Source organism: Pseudomonas sp. V98_8, assembly GCF_029967975.1.
GTDB classification, from domain to species: Bacteria; Pseudomonadota; Gammaproteobacteria; order Pseudomonadales; family Pseudomonadaceae; genus Aquipseudomonas; species Aquipseudomonas umsongensis.
Genome location: NZ_JASCAE010000053.1, coordinates 59,095 through 82,902, shown reverse-complemented (window position 1 = coordinate 82,902; position 23,808 = coordinate 59,095). Strand labels below are relative to the sequence as shown.

Below are 23,808 nucleotides of genomic sequence, written 5' to 3'. Positions count from 1 at the left end.
GTGTGTTCCGATAGCGTGATGGGTATCAGCCGCTGTGTGAGCGTGGGGGCGAGCAAAGCGTCAGTCCCGTCGGTTTATCAGACAACCCGCGCATCCCCGCGCCAACTTGGCTAAAATGCCGGCCTTTTCCACCGACACCGCCGGAACCGCCGTGAGCAAAGAATCCGATCGCCTTTTCGCCCAGCCTTTGGCCCAGGTGCCTGACTTCGCCTTCAACGAGGACGTGGTGCGGGTGTTCCCGGACATGATCAAGCGCTCGGTGCCGGGTTATCCGACCATTGTCGAAAACCTCGGTGTGCTTGCCGCACAATTCGCCCAGCCCAACACTGTGCTCTACGACCTCGGCTCGTCCCTGGGCGCTGTGACTCAGGCGCTGCGTCGACATGTGCGCACTGACGGCTGCCGTGTCATCGCTGTGGATAACTCCGCGGCAATGGTCGAACGATGCCGTGAGTACCTCAACGGCCAGGACTCGATGTTCCAGGAGTTGCTGCCGGTGGAAGTGATCGAAGGTGACATCCTCGCCCTCGAATTCCAGCCTGCCTCGGTGGTGGCGCTGAACTTCACCCTGCAATTCATTGCTCCGGATCAGCGCAGCGCGCTGCTGTCGCGCATCCACCAGTCCCTGTTGCCCGGTGGTGCACTGATTCTCTCGGAAAAACTGCGGTTTGAAGACGAGCAGGAGCACGCCTTGCTCACCGATCTGCACGTCGCCTTCAAGCGCGCCAACGGCTATAGCGAACTGGAAATCGCCCAGAAGCGCAGCGCCATCGAAAACGTCATGAAGCCCGACAGCCTCGAAGAACACCGCGAACGCCTGTTGGCCGCCGGGTTCTCGAAAGTCGTGCCGTGGTTCCAGTGTCTTAACTTTGCCTCGTTGATTGCCTTGCCATGATTGATCTGTCCCCCCTCGCCCGCCGCCTGGCTGGCACACCGCTGGCCGAATGGGCCAACACACTGCAGGCGCAACTCGACAAGAAAATGGAGAAAGGTCACGGCGACCTGGAGCGCTGGCAAAGCGCGCTGGATGCCTTGCCTCAGATCCAGCCAAGCGAAATCGACCTGTTGAACGGTTTGAAGCTGGACACCGATTGCGACGATGAAACCCGTGCGAAGATGCGCACCGCGCTGATGGGCTTGTCGCCGTGGCGCAAAGGCCCCTTCGATCTGTTTGGCGTGCATGTCGACACCGAATGGCGTTCGGACTGGAAGTGGTCGCGCGTCGCCCCGCACCTGGACCTCAAGGGCAAGCGCATCCTCGATGTCGGCTGCGGCAATGGCTACTACATGTGGCGCATGCTCGGCGCAGGGGCCGACAGCGTAATCGGTGTCGATCCCAACTGGTTATTCTTCTGCCAGTTCCAGGCGGTGCAACGTTACCTGGCCGAGCCGAATGCCTGGCACCTGCCATTTCCTTTCGAAGACCTGCCGCCGAACCTGGAAGGCTTCGACACCGTATTTTCGATGGGTGTGTTCTACCACCGCCGTTCGCCGATCGAGCACTTGCTGGCGCTGAAGGATTGCCTGGTCAAGGGCGGCGAACTGGTACTGGAGACGCTGGTGGTCGAAGGCGACAAACATCAAGTGCTGGTGCCGGAAGACCGTTATGCGCAGATGCGCAACGTATGGTTCCTGCCGTCGGTGCCGGCGCTGGAGTTGTGGCTGCGCCGTGCCGGGTTCACTGATGTGAAATGCGTGGACGTGAGCGTGACTACGGTTGAGGAACAGCGCGGCACGGAATGGATGAAGTATCAGTCGCTGAGCGACTTCCTCGATCCGCAAGATCACAGCAAGACCATCGAAGGCCTGCCGGCGCCGATGCGGGCTGTCATCGTCGCCCGCAAATAACCCCCCGCCGCCCCTGCCGATGAAGATCAAATGTGGGAGCGGGCTTGCTCGCGAATGCGGTGAGTCAGCCAACATCTCTGTTGAATGTTAAATCGCATTCGCGAGCAAGCCCGCTCCCACAGGGTTTAGTGTTCAGTCTGAAGGTTTGGCTCTACGGGCCTTGAAGAACTCGCTGAGCACGGCCCCGCACTCCTCGGCCAACACCCCACCTTCATACAACACCCGGTGATTCAAAAAGCCCTGGGTAAAAAACTGCCCCTGGCTCTGCACAATCCCGGCCTTGGGTTCCAGCGCGCCATACACCACCCGTGCAATCCGCGAATGCACGATCAGCCCGGCGCACATGCTGCACGGTTCCAGCGTCACATACAGCGTGCTGCCCGGCAGTCGATAGTTGCTGACGGCTAGCGCGGCAGCGCGGATCGCGACCATCTCGGCATGGGCACTCGGATCGTTGCCGCTGATGGGGCAGTTGAAGCCGCGACCGATGATTTCACCGTCCTGCACCAGCACCGCACCCACGGGCACTTCGCCCAACGCGGCACCTTGAGCGGCGAGGGCAAGGGCTTCGCGCATGAAGTCGCGATCACGGCTGCGGTCGATGATCGCGGCGGGACGTATCTGACGCATTACGCCACCTCGATCGCGGCCATCAGGCCGGTTTCCATGTGATCAATCACATGGCAATGGAACATCCACACCCCGGGGTTATCCGCCACCAGCGCCACTTGCGCGCGCTCGTTCTTACCCAGCAAATACGTGTCGGTAAAATACGGGATGACCTTGTGCCGATTCGAGGCGATGACCTTGAAGCTCATGCCATGCAGGTGAATCGGGTGTTGATATTGAGTCATGTTCTTCAATTCGAAAATGTAGCTCTTGCCCTTCTCGAGCTTGGCAATCGGGCGGTCGGCGCAGGTTTTGTCCGTAATGTCCCAGGCTTTGCCATTGATCTGCCACAGGCTTGGCGGCTTGCCGTTGTCGACATTCACCGACACCGACCCCACCCATTCGAAATTGAAGTTGAGTTTCTCGGCATTGGCCAGGTCCGGTTCGGCCACCGGGTTGGCGGGCAGAGCCGCAGGCCATGTAGTCGGCGCGTCGGTGTTGGCCACGGAGCGCAGCGTGCCCAAGCGAACCGGGCCGTTGCGCAGGGACAACTCTTCACCCGCCGGCGGCGCTTTGATCGCCAGGCAAATACGCATGCCTGGGCCGAGCCAGTACTCCTTGCCCAGCGGGCGCGGTTCGACGGGATTGCCGTCCAGCGCATAGATCTGCGCTTCGACACCCGGAATATTGAGGCGGTAGGTCAACGTGTTATCGAGGTTAAGCACCCGCATCCGGGTGATCTGCCCGGCGGGCAAGTCGATGATCGCTTGCGGGACACCGTTGATGGTCGACAGGCGCCCCGCCGTACCGCCTCGGGCGGCTTCGCGAGGAATGCTGAAGTCGACAAAAGCGCCCTGCTCATCGACATGCCAGCTCTTCAAGCTCAAGGTTTTCTCGTACTTGAAACCTGTCGGCTCGCGCTCCTCGACGATCAACGGGCCGACCAGACCGCGCCCGAGTTCTTCGCTGCTGCTCACATGGGGGTGATACCAGTAGCTGCCGGCATCGGGCACGCGGAATTTGTAGTCGAAGTATTCACCGGGCAATACCGGCAACTGCGACACGTACGGCACACCGTCCATCTCCAGCGGCAGGCGAATGCCATGCCAGTGGATGGTCGTCGCCACTGGCAGGTGGTTGATGAACCGCACCCGCAGCCATTCGCCCTGGCGCACGCGCAACTCGGTGCCCGGCGCCGACGGGCCGAATGCCCAGGCCTCGGTCTTGTGCCCGGCCACCAGTTCGACGTCCAGCGGCGCGGCGATCAGCTCATAGTCATGGCCCGCCTCAGCGTCGGCCATCCTGCCCAGCCAGTACCGCGACGCGCCCCCTGCTCCGACACCAACGACAACAAGACCGGCCAGGCCACCGAGGATTTGGCGACGGGTAAAGGACATGAACTCAACTACCTCACTTGAACGCGGCAGGCCCTGGGCCCGCAAAAGGCGAATACGATACACCCGCAATTGTGAAAGAAACAGCAAAGCAGGCATGATCCCGGGCCGCAGGCAGGGCATGAATGCAAAAAGCCGCGTGAACTCACGTTCACACGGCTTTTTATCCAGCGATCAACCCCTCAGGGCTGGTACGGGATCACTCCCACTCAATCGTCGCTGGCGGCTTGCTCGACACGTCGTAGGTGACGCGGGAGATGCCTTCGATTTCATTGATGATGCGGCCGCTGACGGTTTCCAGCAGCTCGTAAGGCAGGTGTGCCCAACGCGCGGTCATGAAGTCGATGGTTTCCACGGCACGCAGGGCCACGACCCAGGCGTAACGACGGCCATCACCCACCACGCCAACCGATTTCACCGGCTGGAACACCACGAACGCCTGGCTGACCTTGTGGTACCAGTCGGCCTTGCGCAGTTCTTCGATGAAGATGTGGTCGGCACGACGCAGCAGGTCGGCGTACTCCTTCTTCACTTCGCCGAGGATGCGCACGCCCAGGCCCGGGCCCGGGAACGGGTGACGGTAGACCATGTCGTACGGCAGGCCCAGTTCCAGGCCCAGGCGACGGACTTCGTCCTTGAACAGCTCACGCAGCGGTTCAACCAGCTTAAGGTTCATTTCTTCCGGCAGGCCGCCCACATTGTGGTGCGACTTGATCACGTGGGCCTTGCCGCTTTTCGCGCCAGCCGACTCGATCACGTCCGGGTAGATGGTGCCTTGGGCCAGGTACTTGATGTTGTCCAGCTTGCAGGATTCGGCATCGAACACGTCGATGAAGGTACGGCCGATGATCTTGCGCTTCTTCTCTGGGTCGGCTTCGCCGGCCAGGTTGTCGAGGAACTGGTCCTCGGCGTTGGCGCGGATCACCTTGACGCCCATGTTCTCGGCAAACATGGCCATCACTTGCTCGCCTTCGTGCAGGCGCAGCAGGCCGTTGTCGACGAAAACGCAGGTCAGTTGGTCGCCGATGGCCTTGTGCAGCAGTGCGGCAACCACGGACGAGTCCACGCCGCCGGACAGGCCGAGCAGTACGTTGTCGGTGCCAACCTGGGCGCGAACCTGGGCGATGGCGTCTTCAGCGATCTTCGACGGGGTCCACAACGCTTCGCACTCGCAGATGTCGAGGATGAAGCGCGACAGGATGCGACCGCCCTGCTTGGTGTGGGTCACTTCCGGGTGGAACTGCACGCCGTAGTAACGACGCTCGTCGCTGAACATGCCAGCGATAGGGCAGCTCGGGGTGCTGGCCAGGATGTGGAAATCTTCCGGCATTCTGGTGACCTTGTCACCGTGGCTCATCCATACGTCGAGGCCAAACAGGCCATCGGCGTCGATGTGGTCTTCGATGCCGTCGAGCAGGCGGCTCTTGCCAACCACGTCTACGCGGGCATAACCGAACTCACGCAGGTCGGAACCTTCAACCTTGCCGCCCAGTTGCTCGGCCATGGTCTGCATGCCGTAGCAGATACCGAAGACTGGCACGCCCAGGTCGAACACTGCTTGCGGGCAGCGAGGGCTGTCGGCTTCGTGCACGGACTCGGGGCCGCCGGCGAGGATCACGCCTTTTGGAGCGAATTCGCGAATGGCTTCCTCGTCCATGTCGAACGGATGCAGTTCGCAGTAAACGCCGATTTCACGCACGCGGCGGGCAATCAGCTGGGTGTACTGGGAACCGAAATCGAGGATCAGGATGCGGTGAGCGTGAATGTCGAGGGCCATGATTCAGTCTCGTCTAAGTAATTCAGAAACAGTCGTGATTCAGAAACAACTCGGGGCTGAATAGAACAGCCCCGGTTGCTTAACGATTTGCTTGAAGCCTCAACCTACGCGGTAGTTTGGCGCTTCCTTGGTGATCTGTACGTCGTGGACGTGGGACTCGGCCATGCCAGCACCGGTGATCCGCACGAACTCAGGCTTGGTGCGCATTTCTTCGATGTCGGCACTGCCGGTGTAACCCATCGAGGAACGCAGGCCGCCCATCAGTTGATGGATGATGGCGCTCAGGGTGCCCTTGTACGGCACACGCCCTTCGATACCTTCCGGAACCAGCTTCTCGGCACCCGCGGAGGAGTCCTGGAAGTAACGGTCGGAGGAACCCTGGGCCTGGGACATGGCGCCCAGCGAACCCATGCCGCGATAAGCCTTGTACGAACGGCCCTGGAACAGTTCGATCTCGCCTGGCGCTTCTTCGGTACCGGCGAACATCGAGCCCATCATCACGCAGGAAGCACCGGCCACGATGGCCTTGGACAGGTCACCGGAGAAACGGATGCCGCCGTCGGCGATCAATGGAACGCCAGTGCCTTCGAGGGCAGCGGCGACGTTGGCGATGGCACTGATTTGCGGCACGCCGACACCGGCGACGATACGGGTGGTGCAGATCGAGCCAGGGCCGATACCGACCTTGACTGCGTCAGCGCCCGCTTCGGCCAGGGCCTTGGCGGCAGCGCCGGTGGCGATGTTGCCGCCGATCACTTGCACTTCAGGGAAGTTTTGTTTAACCCAGCGAACGCGGTCGATCACGCCTTTGGAATGACCGTGAGCGGTGTCGACCACCACCACGTCAACGCCGGCGTTGACCAGGGCAGCCACACGGTCACCGGTGTCTTTACCGGTGCCGACCGCGGCGCCCACGCGCAGACGACCTTGATCGTCCTTGCTGGCCAGCGGGTAAGCCTTGGCTTTTTCGATGTCGTTGACGGTCATCATGCCCTTGAGGGCGAACTTGTCGTCGACGATCAGCACGCGTTCGATGCGGTGCTTGTGCAGCAACTCACGAACGTCGTTCTTGTCGGCGCCTTCCTTGACCGTGACCAGGCGCTCTTTAGGCGTCATCACTTCACGGACAGTGGCTTCCAGACGGTTCTCGAAACGCACGTCACGGGAAGTGACAATGCCGACCAGGTCGCCATTGTGCAGCACCGGAACGCCGGAGATGTTGTTCATGCGGGTCAATTCGAACAGTTCGCGCACGGTAGCGTCGGCATCGATGGTGATCGGATCCTTGACCACACCGGCTTCGTAACGCTTGACCTTGCGCACTTCGGCAGCTTGCTGCTCGATGGTCATGTTCTTGTGGATGATACCGATACCACCTTCCTGAGCCATGGCAATTGCCAGACGGGCTTCAGTGACGGTGTCCATGGCGGCGGAGACCAGTGGAATATTCAGCTCGATGCCACGGGTAAGGCGGGTCTTGAGACTGACTTCGTTAGGAAGCACCTCGGAATAACCAGGCACTAGGAGAATGTCGTCGAATGTCAGAGCTTCTTGGCTGATACGCAGCATCGCGGGGGCTCCCGAGCGGGAAAATGGAAGCGCGCCATTATAGTCAGACACCCCCTCGGGTTCAATGTAAAACTCTGTCTATTATCGACCTTATGGATATACGGAACATATCGCCCCCTGTAGGAGCTGCCGAAGGCTGCGATCTTTTGACATTGATCTTCAAAAGCAAGATCAAGAGATCGCAGCCTTCGGCAGCTCCTACAGGGGGGATGCAACGATCAGAGCTCTACTTTCACCCAACTTACCGGCTGATCCAGCCAATCGGCAAACTCGTCGAGAAAGCTCTGCTTGAACCCCGCCTCGGCCCAGTTGTTGAAAATGAAGCCCAGGTTGGAAAAGCCGCACTCCTGCAGGAACAGGAAACCGTTGATGTCATCTTCATGCCCGCATTCAGGGCAGGTGAAGTTATCGGTCCGTCCGGGCATCCAGTCTTCGAGGCTTTCAAACAGTGCTTCACCGATTTCCTTGCGGCACTCGGCACAACCGGCCTCGCCAAGAAACCCCTTGGCCGGTGTATAGATGCAGCGCTTGGTGACGATCTCCAGGCCATTGATCGGCTCGCCGAACGGCAGGGCTTGCGGGTGCAGGACCACTTCCCTGGCACCCTCGGCGATGGCGTGGGCCATGCGATTGCCGGTGCGGCCGCAGGTGGTCAACTGTTCGTTGATGATGTTCTTGCGCACCAGCCAGCGCACGATCGCCCGGGCCCGCGGCTCATGCACCGGCAGTGTGGAAATTTTCGGGACAATGATGCTTTGGGAATTCATGGGGCGACCTGCTGTAACGCTTTGAAAGAAGCCCGGCAGCTTAAGCCCAAGGCTTCAGAGGTCAAGTACTCAAGTAACGCCCGATCAGGGCGATACCGCTGGCCAGGACCAGCCAGGTCACCAGGCGGACGAACGCCTCGCGTGACAATTTCAGGGTCAACCGTCGACCGATCCACAGGCCCAGCGCCATGGCCGGCAGCAAACACAACGCCAGCACCAACAAGGGTAGCTCGGCATAGACACCGGCGACAATGAACAGGCTCAGGCGCACCACCGTGCTGCAACTGATCAGCGCACTCTGGGTCGCTCGAGCCGCCTCCTTGGGCAAGCGGCTGTTCAAATAGATCGCGTACAGAAAGCCGCCACTGCCAAACAACGCCCCGAACATCCCGCCCACGGTGCCCATCGGCAAGGCCCAGGCGGCAGACAATTGCGCCGGACGGGCTTTAATCCACAGGGTGTAGATGGCGTAGGCGCTGATAAACAGCCCCATCAACAGCAGCAACAAATCCGACTTGAGGTTCAACAGGAAGATCACGCCCAGCGTGCAACCCACGGCCATGCAGGGCAACAATCGCAGCAGCTCAGGCTTGGCGACATCACGCCGCGAGGGCAGCAGGTTGCCGAACGCCGCGACAAAATCGAGCAACACCAGCAACGGCACGATCTTCGACAGCGGCATGAACAGGATCAGGATCGGTCCGGCGACCAGCGCCGTGCCGAAACCGGCAATGCCGAACACGATATAGGCCAGGGCGATGCCCAGCGCGATGACCAGCCAGTCCGTAGCGCCAAAGGGCCATTGATTCATCAGTTCAAACACGTGAGTTCCCCAAGTCATCCATGAATTGCGAAGCAGACTCTACCCCTGTAGGAGCGAGCATGCTCGCGAAAAACCTGAGAACACCGCGGGGTGTCAGGCTCCCCGCATCATCATTGACCTCCATCGCGAGCGTGCTCGCGCCTACAGGGGATCGTGCATTCGGTTGGAGAATGCCTTTAAACTGCGCCCCATGATTAAAGATCCCTTTGCAAGACTCGGCCTGGACCGCGAAGTCCTGACCGTCAGCCAGCTCAACGGCCGCGCGCGGGTGTTGCTTGAAGACGTTTTCAGCAACATCTGGGTCGAAGGCGAAATCTCCAACCTCGCCCGCCCCGCGTCTGGCCACGTCTATTTCACCCTCAAGGACAGCGGCGCCCAGGTGCGTTGCGCGCTGTTCCGGCAAAACGCCGCGCGTGTGCGTCAAGCGCTGAAGGATGGCCTGGCCGTCAAGGTACGCGGCAAAGTCTCGTTGTTCGAGGGACGCGGCGATTACCAGCTGATCCTCGATACCGTGGAGCCGGCCGGTGATGGAGCATTGCGCCTGGCGTTCGATGCCCTGAAGGAAAAACTCAGCGCCGAAGGCCTGTTCAGTGCCGAGCGCAAAGTACCGCTGCCGGCGCATCCGCAACGCATCGGCATCATCAGTTCGCCCACCGGCGCGGTCATCCGCGACATCATCAGCGTGTTCCGCCGCCGCGCGCCGCAGGTGCAATTGACCCTGATCCCCACTGCCGTGCAGGGCCGCGAAGCCACCGCGCAGATTGTCCGCGCGTTAAAACTGGCGGACGCCCGCGGTTTCGACGCGCTGATACTGGCCCGCGGTGGCGGCTCGCTGGAAGACCTCTGGTGCTTCAACGAAGAAGCCGTAGCGCGCGCGGTGGATGCCTGCGTGACACCGATCGTCAGCGCCGTCGGCCACGAAACCGATGTATCGATCAGCGACTTCGTCGCCGACGTCCGTGCGCCCACGCCATCGGCCGCGGCCGAGCTGCTGGCGCCGGATTCCAGTGATCTGGTCCGCCGGGTCGAGAGCCTGCATCGGCGCCTGGTGATGCGCATGCGTGATCGCCTGATGCGTGACCGGCTGCGCCTGGAAGGCATCTCTCGGCGTCTGCGCCATCCCGGCGAACGCCTGCGCCAGCAAGCGCAACGCCTGGATGATCTGGACATGCGCATGCGTCGGGCCTTCGAACGCAGCCTCAACACCCGTCGCGAACGGTTGATCCGCCTGGAAACCCGCCTGGCCGGGCAGCATCCGGGACGTCAATTGGCGATGCTGCGCCAACGTCTCGACAGCCTCGCCGAACGCTTGCCCCGCGCCATCCGCGAGGGCCTGAAAAACCGTCGCCTGCAACTGCAGAGCCAGATGCAAACACTGCACGTGGTCAGCCCCCTGGCGACTCTTGGCCGTGGCTACAGCATTTTGCTCGACGAGCGTGGCAATGCGATCCGCAGCGCCGCACAGACCCACACCGGCCAGCGCCTGAAGGCCAAACTGGGTGAAGGCGAACTGCACGTGCGGGTCGAAGACAATCACCTGACGCCCGTCACCCTTTCTCTACTGGACTGATCCATGCCGCGTTTCTTAGCTCCGCTGCTGTTGCTTTGCCTGACCTTCAACGCCCACGCCGACAGCTACATCACCCGCCTGTTGAACAAACCGGTGCCGGGCGGCGTGGCGGTGGTCGACCTGGGCGCTGCCGCGCAAGCGCCGAAAGCCAGTTATCAGGGCAAACCCGTTCTGGTGATCAAGGAACAGAACAACTGGCTGGCGATTGTCGGCGTGCCGTTGACGGTCAAGCCGGGCGCCCAGGCCATCAGCAGTGGTGGGCGCAGCCTTGGTTTCACCGTCGGCAACAAGAAATACCCGGAGCAGCGAATCACCCTGAAAAACACCCAACAGGTCAATCCAGACCCGGACAATCTCAAGCGCATCGAGCGCGAACTGGCCGAGCAGATCGCTGCCTACCGTACGTTCAGCCCGAATTCGCCAAGTAACGTGCTGCTGGACAAACCGGTAAACGGACCGCTGTCGAGCAAGTTCGGGGTACGCCGGTTCTTCAACGGTGAGGAGCGTAATCCTCACTCAGGCCTGGATTTCGCCGTGCCTGCCGGTACGCCGATCAAGACGCCGGCCGCAGGCAAGGTGATCTTGATCGGCAACTACTTCTTCAACGGCAATACGGTGTTTGTCGACCATGGCCAGGGGTTCATCAGCATGTTCTGCCACATGTCGAAAATCGACGTGAAGGTCGGCCAGCAGATGGCGCGTGGCGGTGTGGTCGGAAAAGTCGGGGCGACCGGTCGGGCGACCGGGCCGCATATGCACTGGAATGTCAGCCTGAATGATGCGCGGGTGGATCCGGCGATCTTTATCGGGGCGTTTCAGCCTTAAGCAAGATCAAAAGATCGCAGCCTGCGGCAGCTCCTACAGGGTTCGTGTCGTATCGCTGAACCCTGTAGGAGCTGCCGCAGGCTGCGATCTTTCAAGGCCACTACTCCGCATCCAGATCCTCGATCCCATGGACCTCACGGTCCGCCAGGCAATGCCTGACCCACTCCTGAGTCTCCACTGAAAACCAGCTCAACTCCTGCGCCGTAATCAACTCCCGCGCGCACAGCCCGAGCAAATGCGAACGGGCTTCATGCCGCGAGAACCTGAACACGCCAAACGCCCAGTACAACTCCTTTTGCCCAGCCTTGAGCAATTCCTCGCTGCGATCTATCCGCTCGTACGGCGCGATACTCTTGTCCAATAGCGTCTTTTCGACATCCGATAGAATCCGCTCACACATCCGCTCATGGGCTATCGGACGCAACACGCAGTATTGTTTCCAATCAGACTCGTTCATCACCGACTCCTGCTGGGCCTCCAAGACTTAAGAATAGCTTCGTCAGCAGAACAAGATGCCAGCATCGTCGATTGCGCACAGCTCGAACCTTGAGCAAGCAACCTGAAGATCACCGTACTCCAGAGCAATAAAATCTCGCCAAACAAGCCTTAAAGAGGATTCCTCTCAATTTTTTTCCACCGCTTGCCATCCTTTCCCCCCGCGGTTAGGGTTGAAGGCATGAAAACCTCTCACACCCTCATTCAGCTTCGTCAGCACCGCAGTTTGTGCCTTGTCAGTGCACGACTGCCGGGCTGAATCGCGGCGCCTCATCCCAAGCGTTACTCCAAGAACATTTTGATCCACCGGCAGGCCGCCTTTTTTCGGCCAACACAATAAGGATTTCCCGATGAGCATGCTCAAAGACCCGTCTTCGAAATACCGCGCGTTCCCGACCATCGATCTGCCGGACCGCACCTGGCCGTCGAAGACCATCACCGCCGCGCCAATCTGGTGCAGCTCCGACCTGCGCGATGGTAACCAGTCGCTGATCGAACCGATGGACGCCGTCAAGAAGCTGCGCTTCTGGAAAACCCTGGTGCAGGTCGGCGTGAAGGAAATCGAAGCGTCGTTCCCGTCCGCCTCGCAGACCGATTTCGACTTCGTACGCACCCTGATCGAAGACGGTCATATCCCGGACGACACCACCATCCAGGTATTGACCCAGGCACGTGAGGATTTGATCGCGCGTACTTTCGAATCCCTGCGCGGCGCGAAAAAAGCCATCGTTCACCTGTACAACGCCACGTCTCCTTCTTTCCGCCGCATTGTCTTCAACCAGGACTTGGAAGGGGTCAAGGAAATCGCCGTAAACGCGGCCAAGCTGTTCGTCAAATATGCCGCCCAGCAGCCGGAAACCGAGTGGACTTTCCAGTATTCCCCGGAAACCTTCAGCGCCACAGAACTGGAGTTCGCCAAGGAAGTCTGCGACGCGGTGATCGAAGTCTGGAACCCGACACCCGAGCGCAAGATCATCCTCAACCTGCCGGCCACCGTCGAATGCGCCACCCCGAACATCTATGCCGACCAGATCGAATGGTTCGGCCGTCACATCAACCGTCGTGACAGCGTGATCATCAGCCTGCACACCCACAACGACCGTGGCACTGGCGTTGCCGCCACCGAACTGGGCCTGATGGCTGGCGCCGACCGCGTCGAAGGCTGCCTGTTCGGCAACGGCGAGCGTACCGGTAACGTCGACCTGGTAACCGTGGCCTTGAACATGTACACCCAGGGCCTGAACCCTGAGCTGGACTTCTCCGACATCGACGGCGTGCGCAAGGTCGTCGAAGAGTGCAACCAGATCCAGGTTCACCCGCGTCACCCGTACGTTGGCGACCTGGTGCACACCGCATTCTCCGGCTCGCACCAGGACGCGATCCGCAAGGGCTTCGCCCAGCAGAAACCGGACGCCCTGTGGGAAGTGCCATACCTGCCGATCGACCCGGCCGACATCGGCCGCAGCTACGAGGCGGTCATCCGCGTCAACAGCCAGTCGGGCAAGGGCGGCATCGCCTATCTGTTGGAGCAGGAATACGGCATCAGCCTGCCACGTCGCATGCAGATCGAATTCAGCCAGGTCGTACAGCGTGAAACCGATCGCCTGGGCCTGGAAATGACCGCACAGCAGATCCACGCGCTGCTGCACAGCGAGTACTTGCAGGCCAATACCCCGTATGCGCTGGTCAGCCATCGCCTGCAGGAAGAAAACGGCCACAGCGCCGTCGAAGTGGAAGTGGCCAGCAAAGGCCAGGGCGAAACCAACCTGCACTGGCGCGGCAAGGGCAACGGCGCCCTGGAAGCACTGGTGGCCGGCCTGCCGATCCCGGTGGAAATCATGGACTACAACGAACACGCCATCGGCGCAGGCACCAATGCCAAGGCGGCGGCCTACATCGAGCTGCGAGTCAATGGTGAGCGTGCGGTGCACGGCGTGGGTATCGATGAAAACATCACCACCGCCAGCTTCAAGGCCCTGTTCAGCGCGCTGAACCGCTCGCTGAGCCAGCCGGAAGCGAAAGCGGCGTAATTAGCCTTCGCTGAAATACAAAAGGCCCCGAGATGCGATCTCGGGGCCTTTTTGTTTGCCTGTAGTTTTTGTAGTGCCTGTCATGCCATCTTCGCGAGCAGGCTCGCTCCCACAGGAGAACGCATTCCAATGTGGGAGCGAGCCTGCTCGCGAAGGGGCCAGCTCAGGCAGTGCAAGTCTCAGGTGAACTCGAAGGTGTCGGCATCCAGGTTCGCCGGAAAACGTGTGCGATAGGCCGCCAGTTCCGCCGCATCCAGCACCACTTTGAACACCCCGTCCGCCTCCCCCGCGCTGAGCAACGTCTCGCCCTGGAAATCCAGCACCTGGCTGTCCCCGGTATAGGCAAAGCCTTTGCCATCGGTGCCGATGCGGTTAACCGCTGCCACGTAGCACAAGTTCTCGATGGCCCGCGCCGGCAGCAAGCGGTTCCAGTGCTGGCGCCGTGCGCCCGGCCAGTTGGCGGTGTACAGCAGCAGGTCAGTGTCCTGCGCATCGCGACTCCACACCGGGAAGCGCAGGTCGTAGCAAATCAGCGGCCGCACTCGCCAGCCCTTGAGTTCGAACTGCACCTGGCGTTCGCCGGGGGTGAAGTGCTTGTGCTCGCCGGCCATGCGGAACAGGTGACGTTTGTCGTAGTGCCACACTTCGCCATCCGGCCGCGCCCACAACAGGCGGTTACGATGGCTGCCATCAGCGGCCTGCACAATCACGCTACCGGTGATCACTGCATCGAATTTTTCCGCCTGAGCCCGCAACCATTTGCTGGTCGGTCCGTTTTCCGCTTCGGCGAGGGTCTCGGACTCCATCGAGAAACCGGTGGTGAACATCTCCGGCAGAATGATCAGGTCCGCACCGCGAGCCTGTTCCAGCAAATGCTCGAAATGCTCCAGGTTGGCCTGGCGATCGTGCCAGGCCAGGGTGGTCTGGATCAGCGCTACGGTCAGGTTGGGTAACGCACTCAGATCACGCATAGTTTTTCCGCTGCTTCACGCAGGGTCTCCTCACGCTTGGCAAAGCACAGGCGCACCAGGCGCTGGCCGACCGGGGGGGTCTGGTAGAACACCGAGATGGGAATGCTCGCCACGCCATGTTCACGGGTCATCCACAGGGCCATCTCGACGTCGTTGAGATCCGGACGGATCTGCGAGTAGTCGACCAGCTGGAAATACGTACCGCTTACCCGTGTGAAGCTGAAGCGCGAAGGCGCCAGCAGGTCGCAAAACAGGTCGCGCTTGGCCTGATAGAACGCCGGCAACTCTTCCACGTGTTCCGGGTGTTCGGCCATGAAGTCGGCCAAGGCATACTGCAACGGTGTGACGCCGCAGAAATTCACGTACTGGTGCACCTTGCGCAGCTCTGCCGTCAGCGCCGGCGGCGCGACTACATAGCCGGTTTTCCAGCCGGTGACGTGATAGGTCTTGCCGAAGGAGCTGACCACGAAGGCGCGCTGATACAACTCTTCATGGGCCAGCACACTGACGTGGGGCACACCGTCGTAGACCAGGTGCTCGTAGACCTCGTCGCTGATCACATAGATGTCACGATCGCGGATCAACGCCGCCAGTTGGTCCAGCTCCGCACGGTTGATCAGTGCGCCGCTGGGATTGTGCGGAGTGTTGAGGATGATCATCCGCGTACGCGGACTCAGTGCCTGGGCGAGCTTCTGGAAATCGATGCTGAAGTCATCCAACCCCAGTTGCACATGAACGCAACGGCCACCGGCCAGCTCAACCGAAGGCTCGTAACTGTCATAGGCCGGGTCAAACACGATGACCTCGTCACCGCTGTGGATAACGGCCTGGATGGCGCAGAAAATCGCCTCGGTCGCGCCGGGCGTCACGGTCACTTCGCTGTCCACATCGACGCTGACGCCATAGCTGCGGGCGATTTTCGCCGCGATCTGCTGACGCAGTACCGGCAGGCCGGTCATTGGCGAGTATTGGTTGTGGCCATTGGCAATATGCCGGCCGACCGCATCGCACAGGGCTTGCGGTGCAGCAAAATCGGGAAAGCCCTGGGACAGGTTGAGCGCCCCGGTTTGCGCCGCGAGCTGAGACATCTGCGTGAAGATGGTGATGCCGACATTCGGCAGCTTACTGGTGATCATCGAGGATTCCCTGCTCTACACCCGGCTCTAACGGCGGCGCGGGAGAGCCCGAGGATAGCCCAAACGGCGCCCATAAAAAAAGGGCGCCAAAAGCGCCCTTCTTCTCGTCCTACCCTGTGGGAGCGAGCCTGCTCGCGAAGGCGGTGTGTCAGTCGCGATAAACGTTGACTGACAGATTGCATTCGCGAGCAGGCTCGCTCCCACATGAGTGAGGCAAGCCTTAGATCAGCGCTTGTCGCGGCGCTTCTTGTCGGCTTTCTTGTGGTGCGACATCAAGCGACGCTTCTTGTTGACCTGGCGGTCGGTAAGCGAGTTCTTGTTGCCTTCGTACGGGTTCTCGCCGCCTTTGAACTCGATGCGGATCGGCGTACCGACCAGCTTCAAGACACGGCGGTAAGTATTTTCCAGGTAACGCACGTAGGACTTCGGCACCTTCTCGATCTGGTTACCGTGGATCACGATGATCGGCGGGTTCGCACCACCCAGGTGAGCGTAACGCAGCTTGATCCGGCGGTTGTTGACCATCGGCGGTGCGTGTTCGCCAACTGCGTCTTCCAGGATCTGGGTCAGGCGGTTGGTCGGCCAGCGGGTGACCGCGGACTTGAACGAGTTCTGCACCGAGGCGTAGAGGTTGCCCACACCGGTGCCGTGCAGCGCCGAGATGAAGTGGATGTCGGCGTAGTCAACGAAGAACAGTCGACGCTGCAACTCGACCTTCACGAAGTCGCGCTCGCTCGGCGTCATGCCGTCCCACTTGTTGATCGCGATGACCAGCGCACGACCCGACTCGATGGCGAAGCCCAGCAGGTTGAGGTCGTGGTCCACCACGCCTTCGCGGGCGTCCATCACGAAGATCACCACGTTGGCGTCTTTGATCGCTTGCAGGGTTTTGACCACGGAGAACTTTTCGACTTCTTCGTGGATCTTGCCGCGCTTGCGCACACCGGCGGTGTCGATCAGCGTGTACTTCTCGTCGTTACGTTCGAACGGGATGTAGATACTGTCGCGGGTGGTGCCGGGTTGGTCATAGACGATCACCCGGTCTTCACCGAGCATGCGGTTGACCAGGGTCGACTTGCCGACGTTCGGGCGACCGATGATCGCGATCTTGATCCCGTCTTTTTCGCTCGGGCCAGGAATGCGCTTGGCTTCCTCGCCTTCGGCAACGTCCTCTTCCTCGCCTTCTTCCGGCTCGTCTTCGTCTTTCGGGAAGTCGCCCAAGGCGATTTCCAGCAGCTGGGTGATGCCTCGGCCGTGAGCACCGGCGATCGGGATCGCGTGGCCCATACCCAGTGGGGCGAATTCGGCGCGGGCCATTTCCGGGTCGATGTTGTCGACCTTGTTGGCGACCACGTGGGAACGCTTGTTACGTTTGCGCAAATGCTCGGCGATCATCTGGTCGGCGGCGGTGAAACCGGCCTTGGCATCTACCAGGAATAGAACGACATCCGCTTCTTCAATGGCCAGCAGCGACTGCTCGGCCATTTTTTCGTCCATACCATGCTCGTCACCGGAGATACCGCCGGTGTCGACCAGAATGTAGGAACGCCCTTGCCACTTGGCCTCACCGTACTGGCGATCACGGGTCAGACCGGACAAGTCGCCGACGATAGCGTCGCGAGTCCTGGTCAGGCGGTTGAACAAGGTGGACTTGCCGACGTTCGGTCGGCCCACCAGGGCGATTACGGGAACCATGCGGCTCTCCACTTCGTTTATTTCAGAAAATACAAAAGCCGCTGCGAGGGCAGCGGCTGGTGCTCGGGGCAACACTGTGCGCTTGTCTGTGGGAGCGAGCCTGCTCCAGGCGGCCCGACGAAAAACGCCGGAGCACCGCGTTTATTCAGGTCGCCAACGTCATCGTTAACGTCCATCGCGAGCAGGCTCGCTCCCACATTCATACCCGCAAGTGAAGCAGCCAGGGGTGGTTAACCCCAAGCATAGTTCTTACTTAATGGTCAGGGCTTCCAGTTTGCCGCTGTTGCCATATACATAAATCGTGTCACCCACCACCAGCGGACGGGCACGCAGGCCGTCGCTGTCGATGCGCTCACGGCCGACGAATCGACCGTCCACCTGACTCAACAGGTGCAGGTAACCTTCCAGGTCACCGACTGCAACATAACTGGAGAACACTTCCGGAGCCGACAGTTGGCGGCGAGCCAGCGAATCGTTGCTCCACAAGGCTGTGGTGGAACGCTCGTCGACGCCTTCAACCGTGCCCGAAGACAGGCTCACATAGACGCTGCCAAAACCCTGGGCGACACCGGCATAGCTGGAAGCATCACGCTGCCAGAGCTGCCGACCGCTTTGCAGGTCCAGTGCCGCAACGCGACCCTGGTAGCTGGCGACATAAATCGTCTCACCGGACAACAGCAAGCCGCCGTCGATGTCGACAACACGCTCCAGTTCCGAACGACCTTGCGGGATCGCTACACGCTGTTCCCACACCGGCACGCCGTTGGAAATGTCGAGCGCGACCACTTTTCCGGTCGAAAAGCCAGCCACCGCGAGGCGGTTGGTGACGATCGGTGCGCTGGTACCGCGCAGGGTCAGTACCGCAGGCGTGCTGTCATACAGCCAGCGCTGGTTGCCGGTGGCGGCATCCAGACCGATCAAACGGTCGTCCTGGGTCTGGACCACGACCACATCGCCATTGTTGGCCGGGGGTGCGAGGACTTCACTGGACACGCGCGCGCGCCATTTCTCTTCGCCGTTGATGGCGTCCAGGGCAACGATTTCACCCTTGATCGTACCCACCGTCAGCAGACCGTAACCCACGCCAACAGCGCCGGAAACAGGCAGTTCGAGATCTTTTTTCCATTTGACGTCGCCGTTGCTGCGATCCAGCGCCATCACCACACCGGTGACATCGGCGGCATAGATGGTATCGCCATCGATGGCCGGAACCAGCATGTTGTAGGTTTCGCCCTGACCGTCACCGATCGAACGACTCCACTGCTTCTGCAGGACCACTTCTTCCTTGAAGTCGGTCAATTCGGCCGGTGGCAATTCTTTCTTGCTGTTGCTGCTGCAACCCGCGGCCAAAATGGCCAGGGCCAGCAATGCTGCATGCTTCCAACGAATCACGTCACGCATCCCCTTTGGCCAGGTCGTCCAGCTTGATTTGCAGGCCACCGACCGCCGCTTCATCCGACAGTGCCGCCTTGGCTTTTTGATACGCCGCGTGCGCTTCGTCGGTACGACCCAACTGCACCAGCAGGTCGCCCTTGAGTTCTTCACGAGTGGCCAGGAAGGCCTTGTCGGCATCGCCTTCCAGCAGCTTCAGGGCTTCATCGACCTTGTCCTGCGCGGCCAGCACCTGCGCCAGGCGCTGACGGGCGATTTCGCCCAAGGCCGGGTTGGCCGGCTTGGCGACGATGGCCTTGAGCTCGTTGGCTGCGTCATCGAGCTTGCCACTGTCGACCGCGACTTTCGCCACGAACAGGCTGCCGTATTGCGCATAGGCGCTGCCGCCGAACTCGCTGTTGAGCTTGCCGGCCAGGTCCGAGACACGCGCCGCATCCGGCTTGCCGTCAGGCGTCAGCGTGGTTTCGAGCAATTGCTGATAGAGCATCGAGGCGCCTTGCGACTGGTTGCTCTGATACTTCTGGAACGCCTGCCAACCGAACACGATGACCAGCGCCAACAGGCCGCCAGTCACCAGGGGCTTGCCGTTGCGTGACCACCATTCCTTAAAATCCGCCAGCTGTTCGTCTTCGGTACTCGACACCCCAATACTCCTTAATCGCTAATTCGGCTGTTATGACAGCTTCAACCCTGCACGACGCAGGTGGCCAGGTGTGCAGCAAGCGCATCCCAGGCAATGCTTTGTTGTTCGCCCTGGCCACGCAGGGGTTTGAAACCTACCACTTGCTGGGCCATCTCGTCGTCGCCGAGGATCAGTGCGAACAGCGCACCGCTCTTGTCGGCCTTCTTGAACTGGCTCTTGAAGCTGCCAGCGCCGGCATTGACTTGCAGGCGCAGGTTGGGCAACTGGTCGCGCACGCGCTCGGCCAGGGCCAGGCCTGCCAGCTCGGCGGCTTCACCGAAGGCACAGAGGTAGACGTCGACCTGACGGGAGATTTCTTCCGGGATTTGCTCCAGGGTTTCGAGCAGCAATACCAGGCGCTCGATACCCATGGCGAAACCGACGCCGGCAGTAGGCTTGCCGCCCATCTGCTCGACCAGGCCGTCGTAACGACCACCGGCACACACGGTGCCCTGGGCGCCAAGTTTGTCGGTGACCCATTCGAAAACGGTCTTGCTGTAGTAGTCCAGCCCGCGAACCAGCTTCGGGTTGATCACATAGGGAATACCGGCGGCATCCAGGCGAGCCTTGAGGCCCTCGAAGTGCACCCGGGATTCTTCGTCGAGGTAGTCGGCCATTTTCGGCGCATCGACCAGAATCGCCTGTGTATCGGCATTCTTGGTGTCCAGGACCCGCAGCGGGTTGGTTTTCAGGCGGCGCTGGCTGTCTTCGTCCAGCTTGTCCAGGTGACCGGACAGGAACTCGACCAGCGCTTCGCGATAGCGGCCACGGGACTCGCTGGTGCCCAGGCTGTTGAGTTCGAGCTTGACCGCATCGCGGATGCCCAGCTCGCCCCACAGGCGCCAGGTCAGCACGATCAGTTCGGCGTCGATGTCCGGACCGTCGAGGTTGAACACCTCGACACCGATCTGGTGGAACTGGCGATAGCGGCCTTTCTGTGGGCGCTCGTGGCGGAACATCGGACCGATGTACCAAAGCTTCTGCACCTGGCCACCGCCGGTGATGCCGTGCTCGAGCACCGCGCGCACGCAGGCTGCCGTGCCTTCGGGACGCAGGGTCAGGGAGTCGCCGTTACGGTCGTCGAAGGTGTACATCTCTTTTTCGACGATGTCGGTCACTTCACCGATGGAGCGCTTGAACAGCTCGGTGAACTCGACGATCGGCATGCGGATCTGCTTGTAACCGTAGTTATCCAGCAGGCGCGAAACGGTGCCTTCGAAATGACGCCACAGGGGGGTCTGTTCGGGCAGGATGTCGTTCATGCCACGAATGGCTTGCAGAGACTTGCTCACATTAAATCCTTAAATTCGTTCGGCGCTTCGATCGGGCTCAGCCGCGCGCAATGACTGCAGCGTCAGCTTCGACCTTCTCGGCCGCTTTCTCGCGGATCAAGCGTTCCAGCTCGTCCACCAGATTGTCATTCGTCAGTTTCTGCGACGGCTTGCCGTCGATGTAAATCAGGTTTGGCGTGCCGCCGGTCAAGCCGATATGGGCTTCCTTGGCTTCGCCCGGCCCGTTGACCACGCAACCGATGACCGCGACGTCCAGCGGTACCAGCAGGTCTTCGAGGCGCCCTTCCAGCTCGTTCATGGTCTTGACCACATCGAAGTTCTGCCGCGAGCAACTCGGGCAGGCGATGAAGTTGATGCCACGGGAACGCAGATGCAGGGACTTGAGAATGTCGTAGCCGACTTTCACTTCCTCGACCGGATCAGCCGCCAACGAGATGCGAATGGTATCGCCAATCCCTTCGGCGAGCAGCATACCGAGGCCCACGGCAGATTTCACCGTGCCTGAACGCAAACCACCGGCTTCGGTAATCCCCAGGTGCAGCGGCTGGACGATTTCCTTGGCCAGCAAGCGGTAGGCTTCGACGGCCATGAACACGTCGGAGGCTTTCACGCTGACCTTGAAGTCCTGGAAGTTCAGGCGCTCAAGGTGTTCGACGTGGCGCAACGCCGATTCAACCAGCGCGGCAGGCGTCGGCTCGCCGTATTTTTTCTGCAGGTCTTTTTCCAGGGAGCCGGCGTTCACCCCGATACGGATCGGAATGCCACGATCGCGAGCGGCATCGACCACCGCGCGCACGCGGTCTTCGCGACCGATGTTGCCCGGGTTGATGCGCAGGCAGTCAACGCCAAGTTCGGCCACGCGCAAGGCGATGCGGTAGTCGAAGTGAATGTCGGCGACCAAGGGCACCTTGACCAGTTGCTTGATCTTGCCGAAGGCCTCGGCGGCGTCCATGTCCGGCACGGACACCCGCACGATATCGACACCCGCGGCTTCCAGGCGATTGATTTGCGCAACGGTCGCAGCGACGTCGTTGGTGTCGCTGTTGGTCATGCTTTGCACAGCGATGGGCGCATCGCCGCCAACAGGTACATTACCGACCCAGATCTTGCGCGATTCGCGACGTTTGATTGGAGATTCGCCGTGCATGACTTATTGACCCAACTTCAGGCGAGCAGTCTCGCCACTGGTGAACGGAGCGACATTGACCGCCTGACCGTTGTAGCTGACCTGCGCGCCGCGGGCATAACCCAGGCGTACGGAAAACGGCGGCTTGCCATTGAGGGAAACGCTTTCGCCTTTACGCTTCAGGCCGCTCAACAGCACCTTGCCGTTGCCATCGGTCACCTGGGTCCAGCAGTCGGCGGTGAACTGCAGTTGGACCTGGCCCTGACCTGCCACAGCAGGCGCTGCTGGCGCCGGTGCCGCAGCGGTTGGCGCTGCAACACTTGGAGCAACCGGTGCAGTCACCGTCGGCGCTGCAACAGCTGGAGCTGCAGGAACAGCCGGGGCTGGCGTCACAGGCGTGGCGGCGGTCGGTGCGGCGGCGGTCGGTGCAACGGGGGCCGGCGCTGGTGTTTCAGCCGGAGCCGGGGTCGCGGAGTCGGCCTGGGGCAATGCCAGGGCTGTTGCGTTTTGCGCCTCACCCTCGGCCACCGCCTGGTCTTCCGGCTCATCCAGCGGATGAATCTGGGTGGTGCCGTCGGCACCTTCGACTTCCACGTGTTCCGGGGCAAGGCTGATCAGGTCCTTGGTGCGCAGCGAGGTCTGGTCCTGCCACCAGACAAAACCACCACCTACCACAGCCACCAGCAACAACAGGCTGACAATGCGCAGGATGGTGTGGGACACGCGCACTGGCTCTTCGATACGGCCCAGGCTGTGAACGCTGCTGCCCTTGGAGTCGGTACCGGTGGATTGGTCGAACTGCTGGACCAGGACGGCCTGGTCCATGCCGAGCAATTTGGCATAGGCGCGGATATAGCCGCGGGCGAAGGTATGCCCTGGCAGCTTGTCGAAATCGCCGGCTTCCAGATTGCTCAGGGAATTGACGGTAAGGTTGAGCTTAAGGGCCACTTCGGCCAGCGACCAGCCATTGCTTTCGCGGGCCTGGCGCAAGGTCTCACCGGGGTTAACGCGATTCGCTGCTACAACTTCGGGATGCGCCGCTTTCATCATTGCTCCGACAGGTATTGCTGATATTCCGATGTACCGGGATAAAGTCGTTTTAATTGCAGGCCCGCACTGGCGGCCTTGTCGCGATCATCAAACACTTTTGCCAGGCGAATGCCGAGCAATAGACTACGTGCATTTTGCTCGGCAAGCAGGCTAAAACGGTCGTAAAAGTCACGCGCGGGCACATAATGCCTGTCTTCGTAAGACAACTCAGCCATTTCCAGCAATGCCCGAGGCTGTTGTCGATTCAAACGCAGGGCTTTTTCCAGTTGCTGCTGGGCCAACTCGCGCTGGCCGAGCATCGAAGCCGTCATGCCCAGGTTCTCGAACACGCGCGAACGCTCAGGATACAGGGTATCGGCGGCGGCCTGTTCGAAACGCTCGTAGGCTTCCTTGTAACGTTTCTGCTCGTAGAGAAAGCTGCCGTAGTTGTTGAGGATTCGCGCATCGGCGGGACGGGAAGACAGCGCCGTGCGAAAATGCTGGTCAGCCAGTTCCGGCTCCATTTCGGCCTGGAACACCAACCCCAGCGCAGCATTGGCGTCCGGGTCTGCGGCGTCCAGCTCCAGCGCCTTCTTCAGGGGCACTTTTGCGCGCTCGGTCATGCCTTGTTGCAAATAACCGATGCCCAGCTGCACATACGCCTCACGCGCCTCGCCACGGCCTTTGCTGGTCTTCATCGGGTTGTAGTCGCCCGAAAGCACACAGCCAGCGCACAGGCTGGCCATTAGCAAAAGCAGCGCAAAGCGCAGGGACATGG

At 60.8% G+C, this 23,808-nt stretch carries 21 protein-coding genes; 5 read left to right on the top strand and 16 right to left on the bottom strand.

Going from position 1 to position 23,808, the window contains the following annotated elements:
* Window positions 1-115: 115 nt before the first annotated feature.
* Window positions 116-895 carry a carboxy-S-adenosyl-L-methionine synthase CmoA gene (gene cmoA / locus QLG10_RS18175; RefSeq protein ID WP_177411559.1) on the top strand — a complete coding sequence of 260 codons (780 nt, stop codon included), beginning with the start codon at window positions 116-118 and terminating at the stop codon, window positions 893-895.
* Window positions 892-1,848 carry a tRNA 5-methoxyuridine(34)/uridine 5-oxyacetic acid(34) synthase CmoB gene (gene cmoB, locus QLG10_RS18170; protein WP_188265062.1) on the top strand — a complete coding sequence of 319 codons (957 nt, stop codon included), beginning with the start codon at window positions 892-894 and terminating at the stop codon, window positions 1,846-1,848. Before cmoA ends, cmoB begins: the two co-directional genes overlap by 4 nt.
* 132 nt (window positions 1,849-1,980) lie before the next feature.
* Here cmoB and tadA read toward each other — a convergent pair whose 3' ends face one another.
* The 6 genes from tadA to QLG10_RS18140 form a co-directional block, all read right to left on the bottom strand.
* Complete coding sequence (gene tadA, locus QLG10_RS18165) at window positions 1,981-2,478, bottom strand: tRNA adenosine(34) deaminase TadA (protein ID WP_110747066.1); 498 nt, start codon at window positions 2,476-2,478, stop codon at window positions 1,981-1,983.
* Window positions 2,478-3,854, bottom strand: coding sequence for a multicopper oxidase family protein (locus tag QLG10_RS18160; RefSeq protein WP_282487783.1), 1,377 nt, complete (start codon window positions 3,852-3,854; stop codon window positions 2,478-2,480). Before QLG10_RS18160 ends, tadA begins: the two co-directional genes overlap by 1 nt.
* Window positions 3,855-4,050: 196 nt before the next feature.
* Window positions 4,051-5,628 carry a glutamine-hydrolyzing GMP synthase gene (gene guaA / locus QLG10_RS18155; RefSeq protein WP_083348292.1) on the bottom strand — a complete coding sequence of 526 codons (1,578 nt, stop codon included), beginning with the start codon at window positions 5,626-5,628 and terminating at the stop codon, window positions 4,051-4,053.
* A gap of 99 nt (window positions 5,629-5,727) precedes the next feature.
* Complete coding sequence (guaB, locus tag QLG10_RS18150) at window positions 5,728-7,197, bottom strand: IMP dehydrogenase (RefSeq protein WP_020795621.1); 1,470 nt, start codon at window positions 7,195-7,197, stop codon at window positions 5,728-5,730.
* Between the two features lie 218 nt (window positions 7,198-7,415).
* Entirely contained in the window at window positions 7,416-7,964 is a 549-nt protein-coding gene (locus QLG10_RS18145) for a hypothetical protein (protein ID WP_020795620.1), read from the bottom strand.
* A 61-nt stretch (window positions 7,965-8,025) separates the two neighbouring features.
* A complete protein-coding gene (locus tag QLG10_RS18140) occupies window positions 8,026-8,805 on the bottom strand; it encodes a sulfite exporter TauE/SafE family protein (RefSeq protein ID WP_282487782.1) in 780 nt (259 codons plus the stop codon).
* Window positions 8,806-8,977: 172 nt separating this feature from the next.
* Between QLG10_RS18140 and xseA the strand changes: the two genes are divergently transcribed.
* Together xseA and QLG10_RS18130 are read left to right on the top strand one after the other, a co-directional pair.
* Window positions 8,978-10,357, top strand: a complete 1,380-nt coding sequence (gene xseA, locus QLG10_RS18135; protein WP_020795618.1) for an exodeoxyribonuclease VII large subunit — start codon at window positions 8,978-8,980, stop codon at window positions 10,355-10,357.
* 3 nt (window positions 10,358-10,360) lie between these two features.
* Window positions 10,361-11,182 (top strand): M23 family metallopeptidase, encoded by an 822-nt coding sequence (locus tag QLG10_RS18130; protein WP_033041361.1) that lies wholly within the window; start codon window positions 10,361-10,363, stop codon window positions 11,180-11,182.
* Window positions 11,183-11,282: 100 nt separating this feature from the next.
* Here the strand turns inward: QLG10_RS18130 and QLG10_RS18125 are convergent, their stop codons facing one another.
* The gene (locus QLG10_RS18125) at window positions 11,283-11,639 is read right to left on the bottom strand and encodes a hypothetical protein (protein ID WP_020795616.1); all 357 of its coding nucleotides are present in this window, start codon (window positions 11,637-11,639) and stop codon (window positions 11,283-11,285) included.
* Between the two features lie 388 nt (window positions 11,640-12,027).
* On the opposite strand from QLG10_RS18125, the gene leuA reads away from it, so the two are divergent.
* Complete coding sequence (leuA, locus tag QLG10_RS18120) at window positions 12,028-13,707, top strand: 2-isopropylmalate synthase (protein WP_020795615.1); 1,680 nt, start codon at window positions 12,028-12,030, stop codon at window positions 13,705-13,707.
* Between the two features lie 179 nt (window positions 13,708-13,886).
* Here leuA and QLG10_RS18115 read toward each other — a convergent pair whose 3' ends face one another.
* The 9 genes from QLG10_RS18115 to pilW form a co-directional block, all read right to left on the bottom strand.
* Window positions 13,887-14,678 (bottom strand): amidohydrolase, encoded by a 792-nt coding sequence (locus tag QLG10_RS18115; protein ID WP_188265059.1) that lies wholly within the window; start codon window positions 14,676-14,678, stop codon window positions 13,887-13,889.
* Window positions 14,666-15,814 carry a pyridoxal phosphate-dependent aminotransferase gene (locus QLG10_RS18110; protein WP_110747058.1) on the bottom strand — a complete coding sequence of 383 codons (1,149 nt, stop codon included), beginning with the start codon at window positions 15,812-15,814 and terminating at the stop codon, window positions 14,666-14,668. The genes QLG10_RS18115 and QLG10_RS18110 overlap by 13 nt, the downstream gene beginning before the upstream one ends.
* 225 nt (window positions 15,815-16,039) lie before the next feature.
* Window positions 16,040-17,509, bottom strand: a complete 1,470-nt coding sequence (der, locus tag QLG10_RS18105) for a ribosome biogenesis GTPase Der (RefSeq protein ID WP_110747055.1) — start codon at window positions 17,507-17,509, stop codon at window positions 16,040-16,042.
* 249 nt (window positions 17,510-17,758) lie between these two features.
* The gene (bamB, locus tag QLG10_RS18100) at window positions 17,759-18,910 is read right to left on the bottom strand and encodes an outer membrane protein assembly factor BamB (protein ID WP_020795610.1); all 1,152 of its coding nucleotides are present in this window, start codon (window positions 18,908-18,910) and stop codon (window positions 17,759-17,761) included.
* A complete protein-coding gene (locus QLG10_RS18095; RefSeq protein WP_110747052.1) occupies window positions 18,903-19,544 on the bottom strand; it encodes a tetratricopeptide repeat protein in 642 nt (213 codons plus the stop codon). The genes bamB and QLG10_RS18095 overlap by 8 nt, the downstream gene beginning before the upstream one ends.
* Window positions 19,545-19,585: 41 nt before the next feature.
* Window positions 19,586-20,875 carry a histidine--tRNA ligase gene (gene hisS / locus QLG10_RS18090; RefSeq protein ID WP_020795608.1) on the bottom strand — a complete coding sequence of 430 codons (1,290 nt, stop codon included), beginning with the start codon at window positions 20,873-20,875 and terminating at the stop codon, window positions 19,586-19,588.
* A gap of 37 nt (window positions 20,876-20,912) precedes the next feature.
* Window positions 20,913-22,022 carry a flavodoxin-dependent (E)-4-hydroxy-3-methylbut-2-enyl-diphosphate synthase gene (gene ispG, locus QLG10_RS18085; protein ID WP_020795607.1) on the bottom strand — a complete coding sequence of 370 codons (1,110 nt, stop codon included), beginning with the start codon at window positions 22,020-22,022 and terminating at the stop codon, window positions 20,913-20,915.
* A 3-nt stretch (window positions 22,023-22,025) separates the two neighbouring features.
* Window positions 22,026-23,048 (bottom strand): RodZ domain-containing protein, encoded by a 1,023-nt coding sequence (locus tag QLG10_RS18080; protein WP_188265058.1) that lies wholly within the window; start codon window positions 23,046-23,048, stop codon window positions 22,026-22,028.
* Complete coding sequence (gene pilW / locus QLG10_RS18075; protein WP_248678826.1) at window positions 23,048-23,806, bottom strand: type IV pilus biogenesis/stability protein PilW; 759 nt, start codon at window positions 23,804-23,806, stop codon at window positions 23,048-23,050. The genes QLG10_RS18080 and pilW overlap by 1 nt, the downstream gene beginning before the upstream one ends.
* Window positions 23,807-23,808 lie beyond the last annotated feature (2 nt).

Coding starts and splice junctions, on each gene's coding strand:
- tadA (WP_110747066.1), bottom strand. CDS start 2,478: ATGCGTCAGATACGTCCCGCCGCGATCATCGACCGCAGCCGTGATCGC.
- xseA (WP_020795618.1), top strand. CDS start 8,978: ATGATTAAAGATCCCTTTGCAAGACTCGGCCTGGACCGCGAAGTCCTG.
- QLG10_RS18115 (WP_188265059.1), bottom strand. CDS start 14,678: ATGCGTGATCTGAGTGCGTTACCCAACCTGACCGTAGCGCTGATCCAG.
- cmoB (WP_188265062.1), top strand. CDS start 892: ATGATTGATCTGTCCCCCCTCGCCCGCCGCCTGGCTGGCACACCGCTG.
- ispG (WP_020795607.1), bottom strand. CDS start 22,022: ATGCACGGCGAATCTCCAATCAAACGTCGCGAATCGCGCAAGATCTGG.
- QLG10_RS18125 (WP_020795616.1), bottom strand. CDS start 11,639: ATGAACGAGTCTGATTGGAAACAATACTGCGTGTTGCGTCCGATAGCC.
- guaA (WP_083348292.1), bottom strand. CDS start 5,628: ATGGCCCTCGACATTCACGCTCACCGCATCCTGATCCTCGATTTCGGT.
- QLG10_RS18080 (WP_188265058.1), bottom strand. CDS start 23,048: ATGAAAGCGGCGCATCCCGAAGTTGTAGCAGCGAATCGCGTTAACCCC.
- cmoA (WP_177411559.1), top strand. CDS start 116: ATGCCGGCCTTTTCCACCGACACCGCCGGAACCGCCGTGAGCAAAGAA.
- QLG10_RS18145 (WP_020795620.1), bottom strand. CDS start 7,964: ATGAATTCCCAAAGCATCATTGTCCCGAAAATTTCCACACTGCCGGTG.
- QLG10_RS18110 (WP_110747058.1), bottom strand. CDS start 15,814: ATGATCACCAGTAAGCTGCCGAATGTCGGCATCACCATCTTCACGCAG.
- leuA (WP_020795615.1), top strand. CDS start 12,028: ATGAGCATGCTCAAAGACCCGTCTTCGAAATACCGCGCGTTCCCGACC.
- guaB (WP_020795621.1), bottom strand. CDS start 7,197: ATGCTGCGTATCAGCCAAGAAGCTCTGACATTCGACGACATTCTCCTA.
- der (WP_110747055.1), bottom strand. CDS start 17,509: ATGGTTCCCGTAATCGCCCTGGTGGGCCGACCGAACGTCGGCAAGTCC.
- QLG10_RS18140 (WP_282487782.1), bottom strand. CDS start 8,805: ATGACTTGGGGAACTCACGTGTTTGAACTGATGAATCAATGGCCCTTT.
- pilW (WP_248678826.1), bottom strand. CDS start 23,806: ATGTCCCTGCGCTTTGCGCTGCTTTTGCTAATGGCCAGCCTGTGCGCT.
- bamB (WP_020795610.1), bottom strand. CDS start 18,910: ATGCGTGACGTGATTCGTTGGAAGCATGCAGCATTGCTGGCCCTGGCC.
- QLG10_RS18160 (WP_282487783.1), bottom strand. CDS start 3,854: ATGTCCTTTACCCGTCGCCAAATCCTCGGTGGCCTGGCCGGTCTTGTT.
- QLG10_RS18130 (WP_033041361.1), top strand. CDS start 10,361: ATGCCGCGTTTCTTAGCTCCGCTGCTGTTGCTTTGCCTGACCTTCAAC.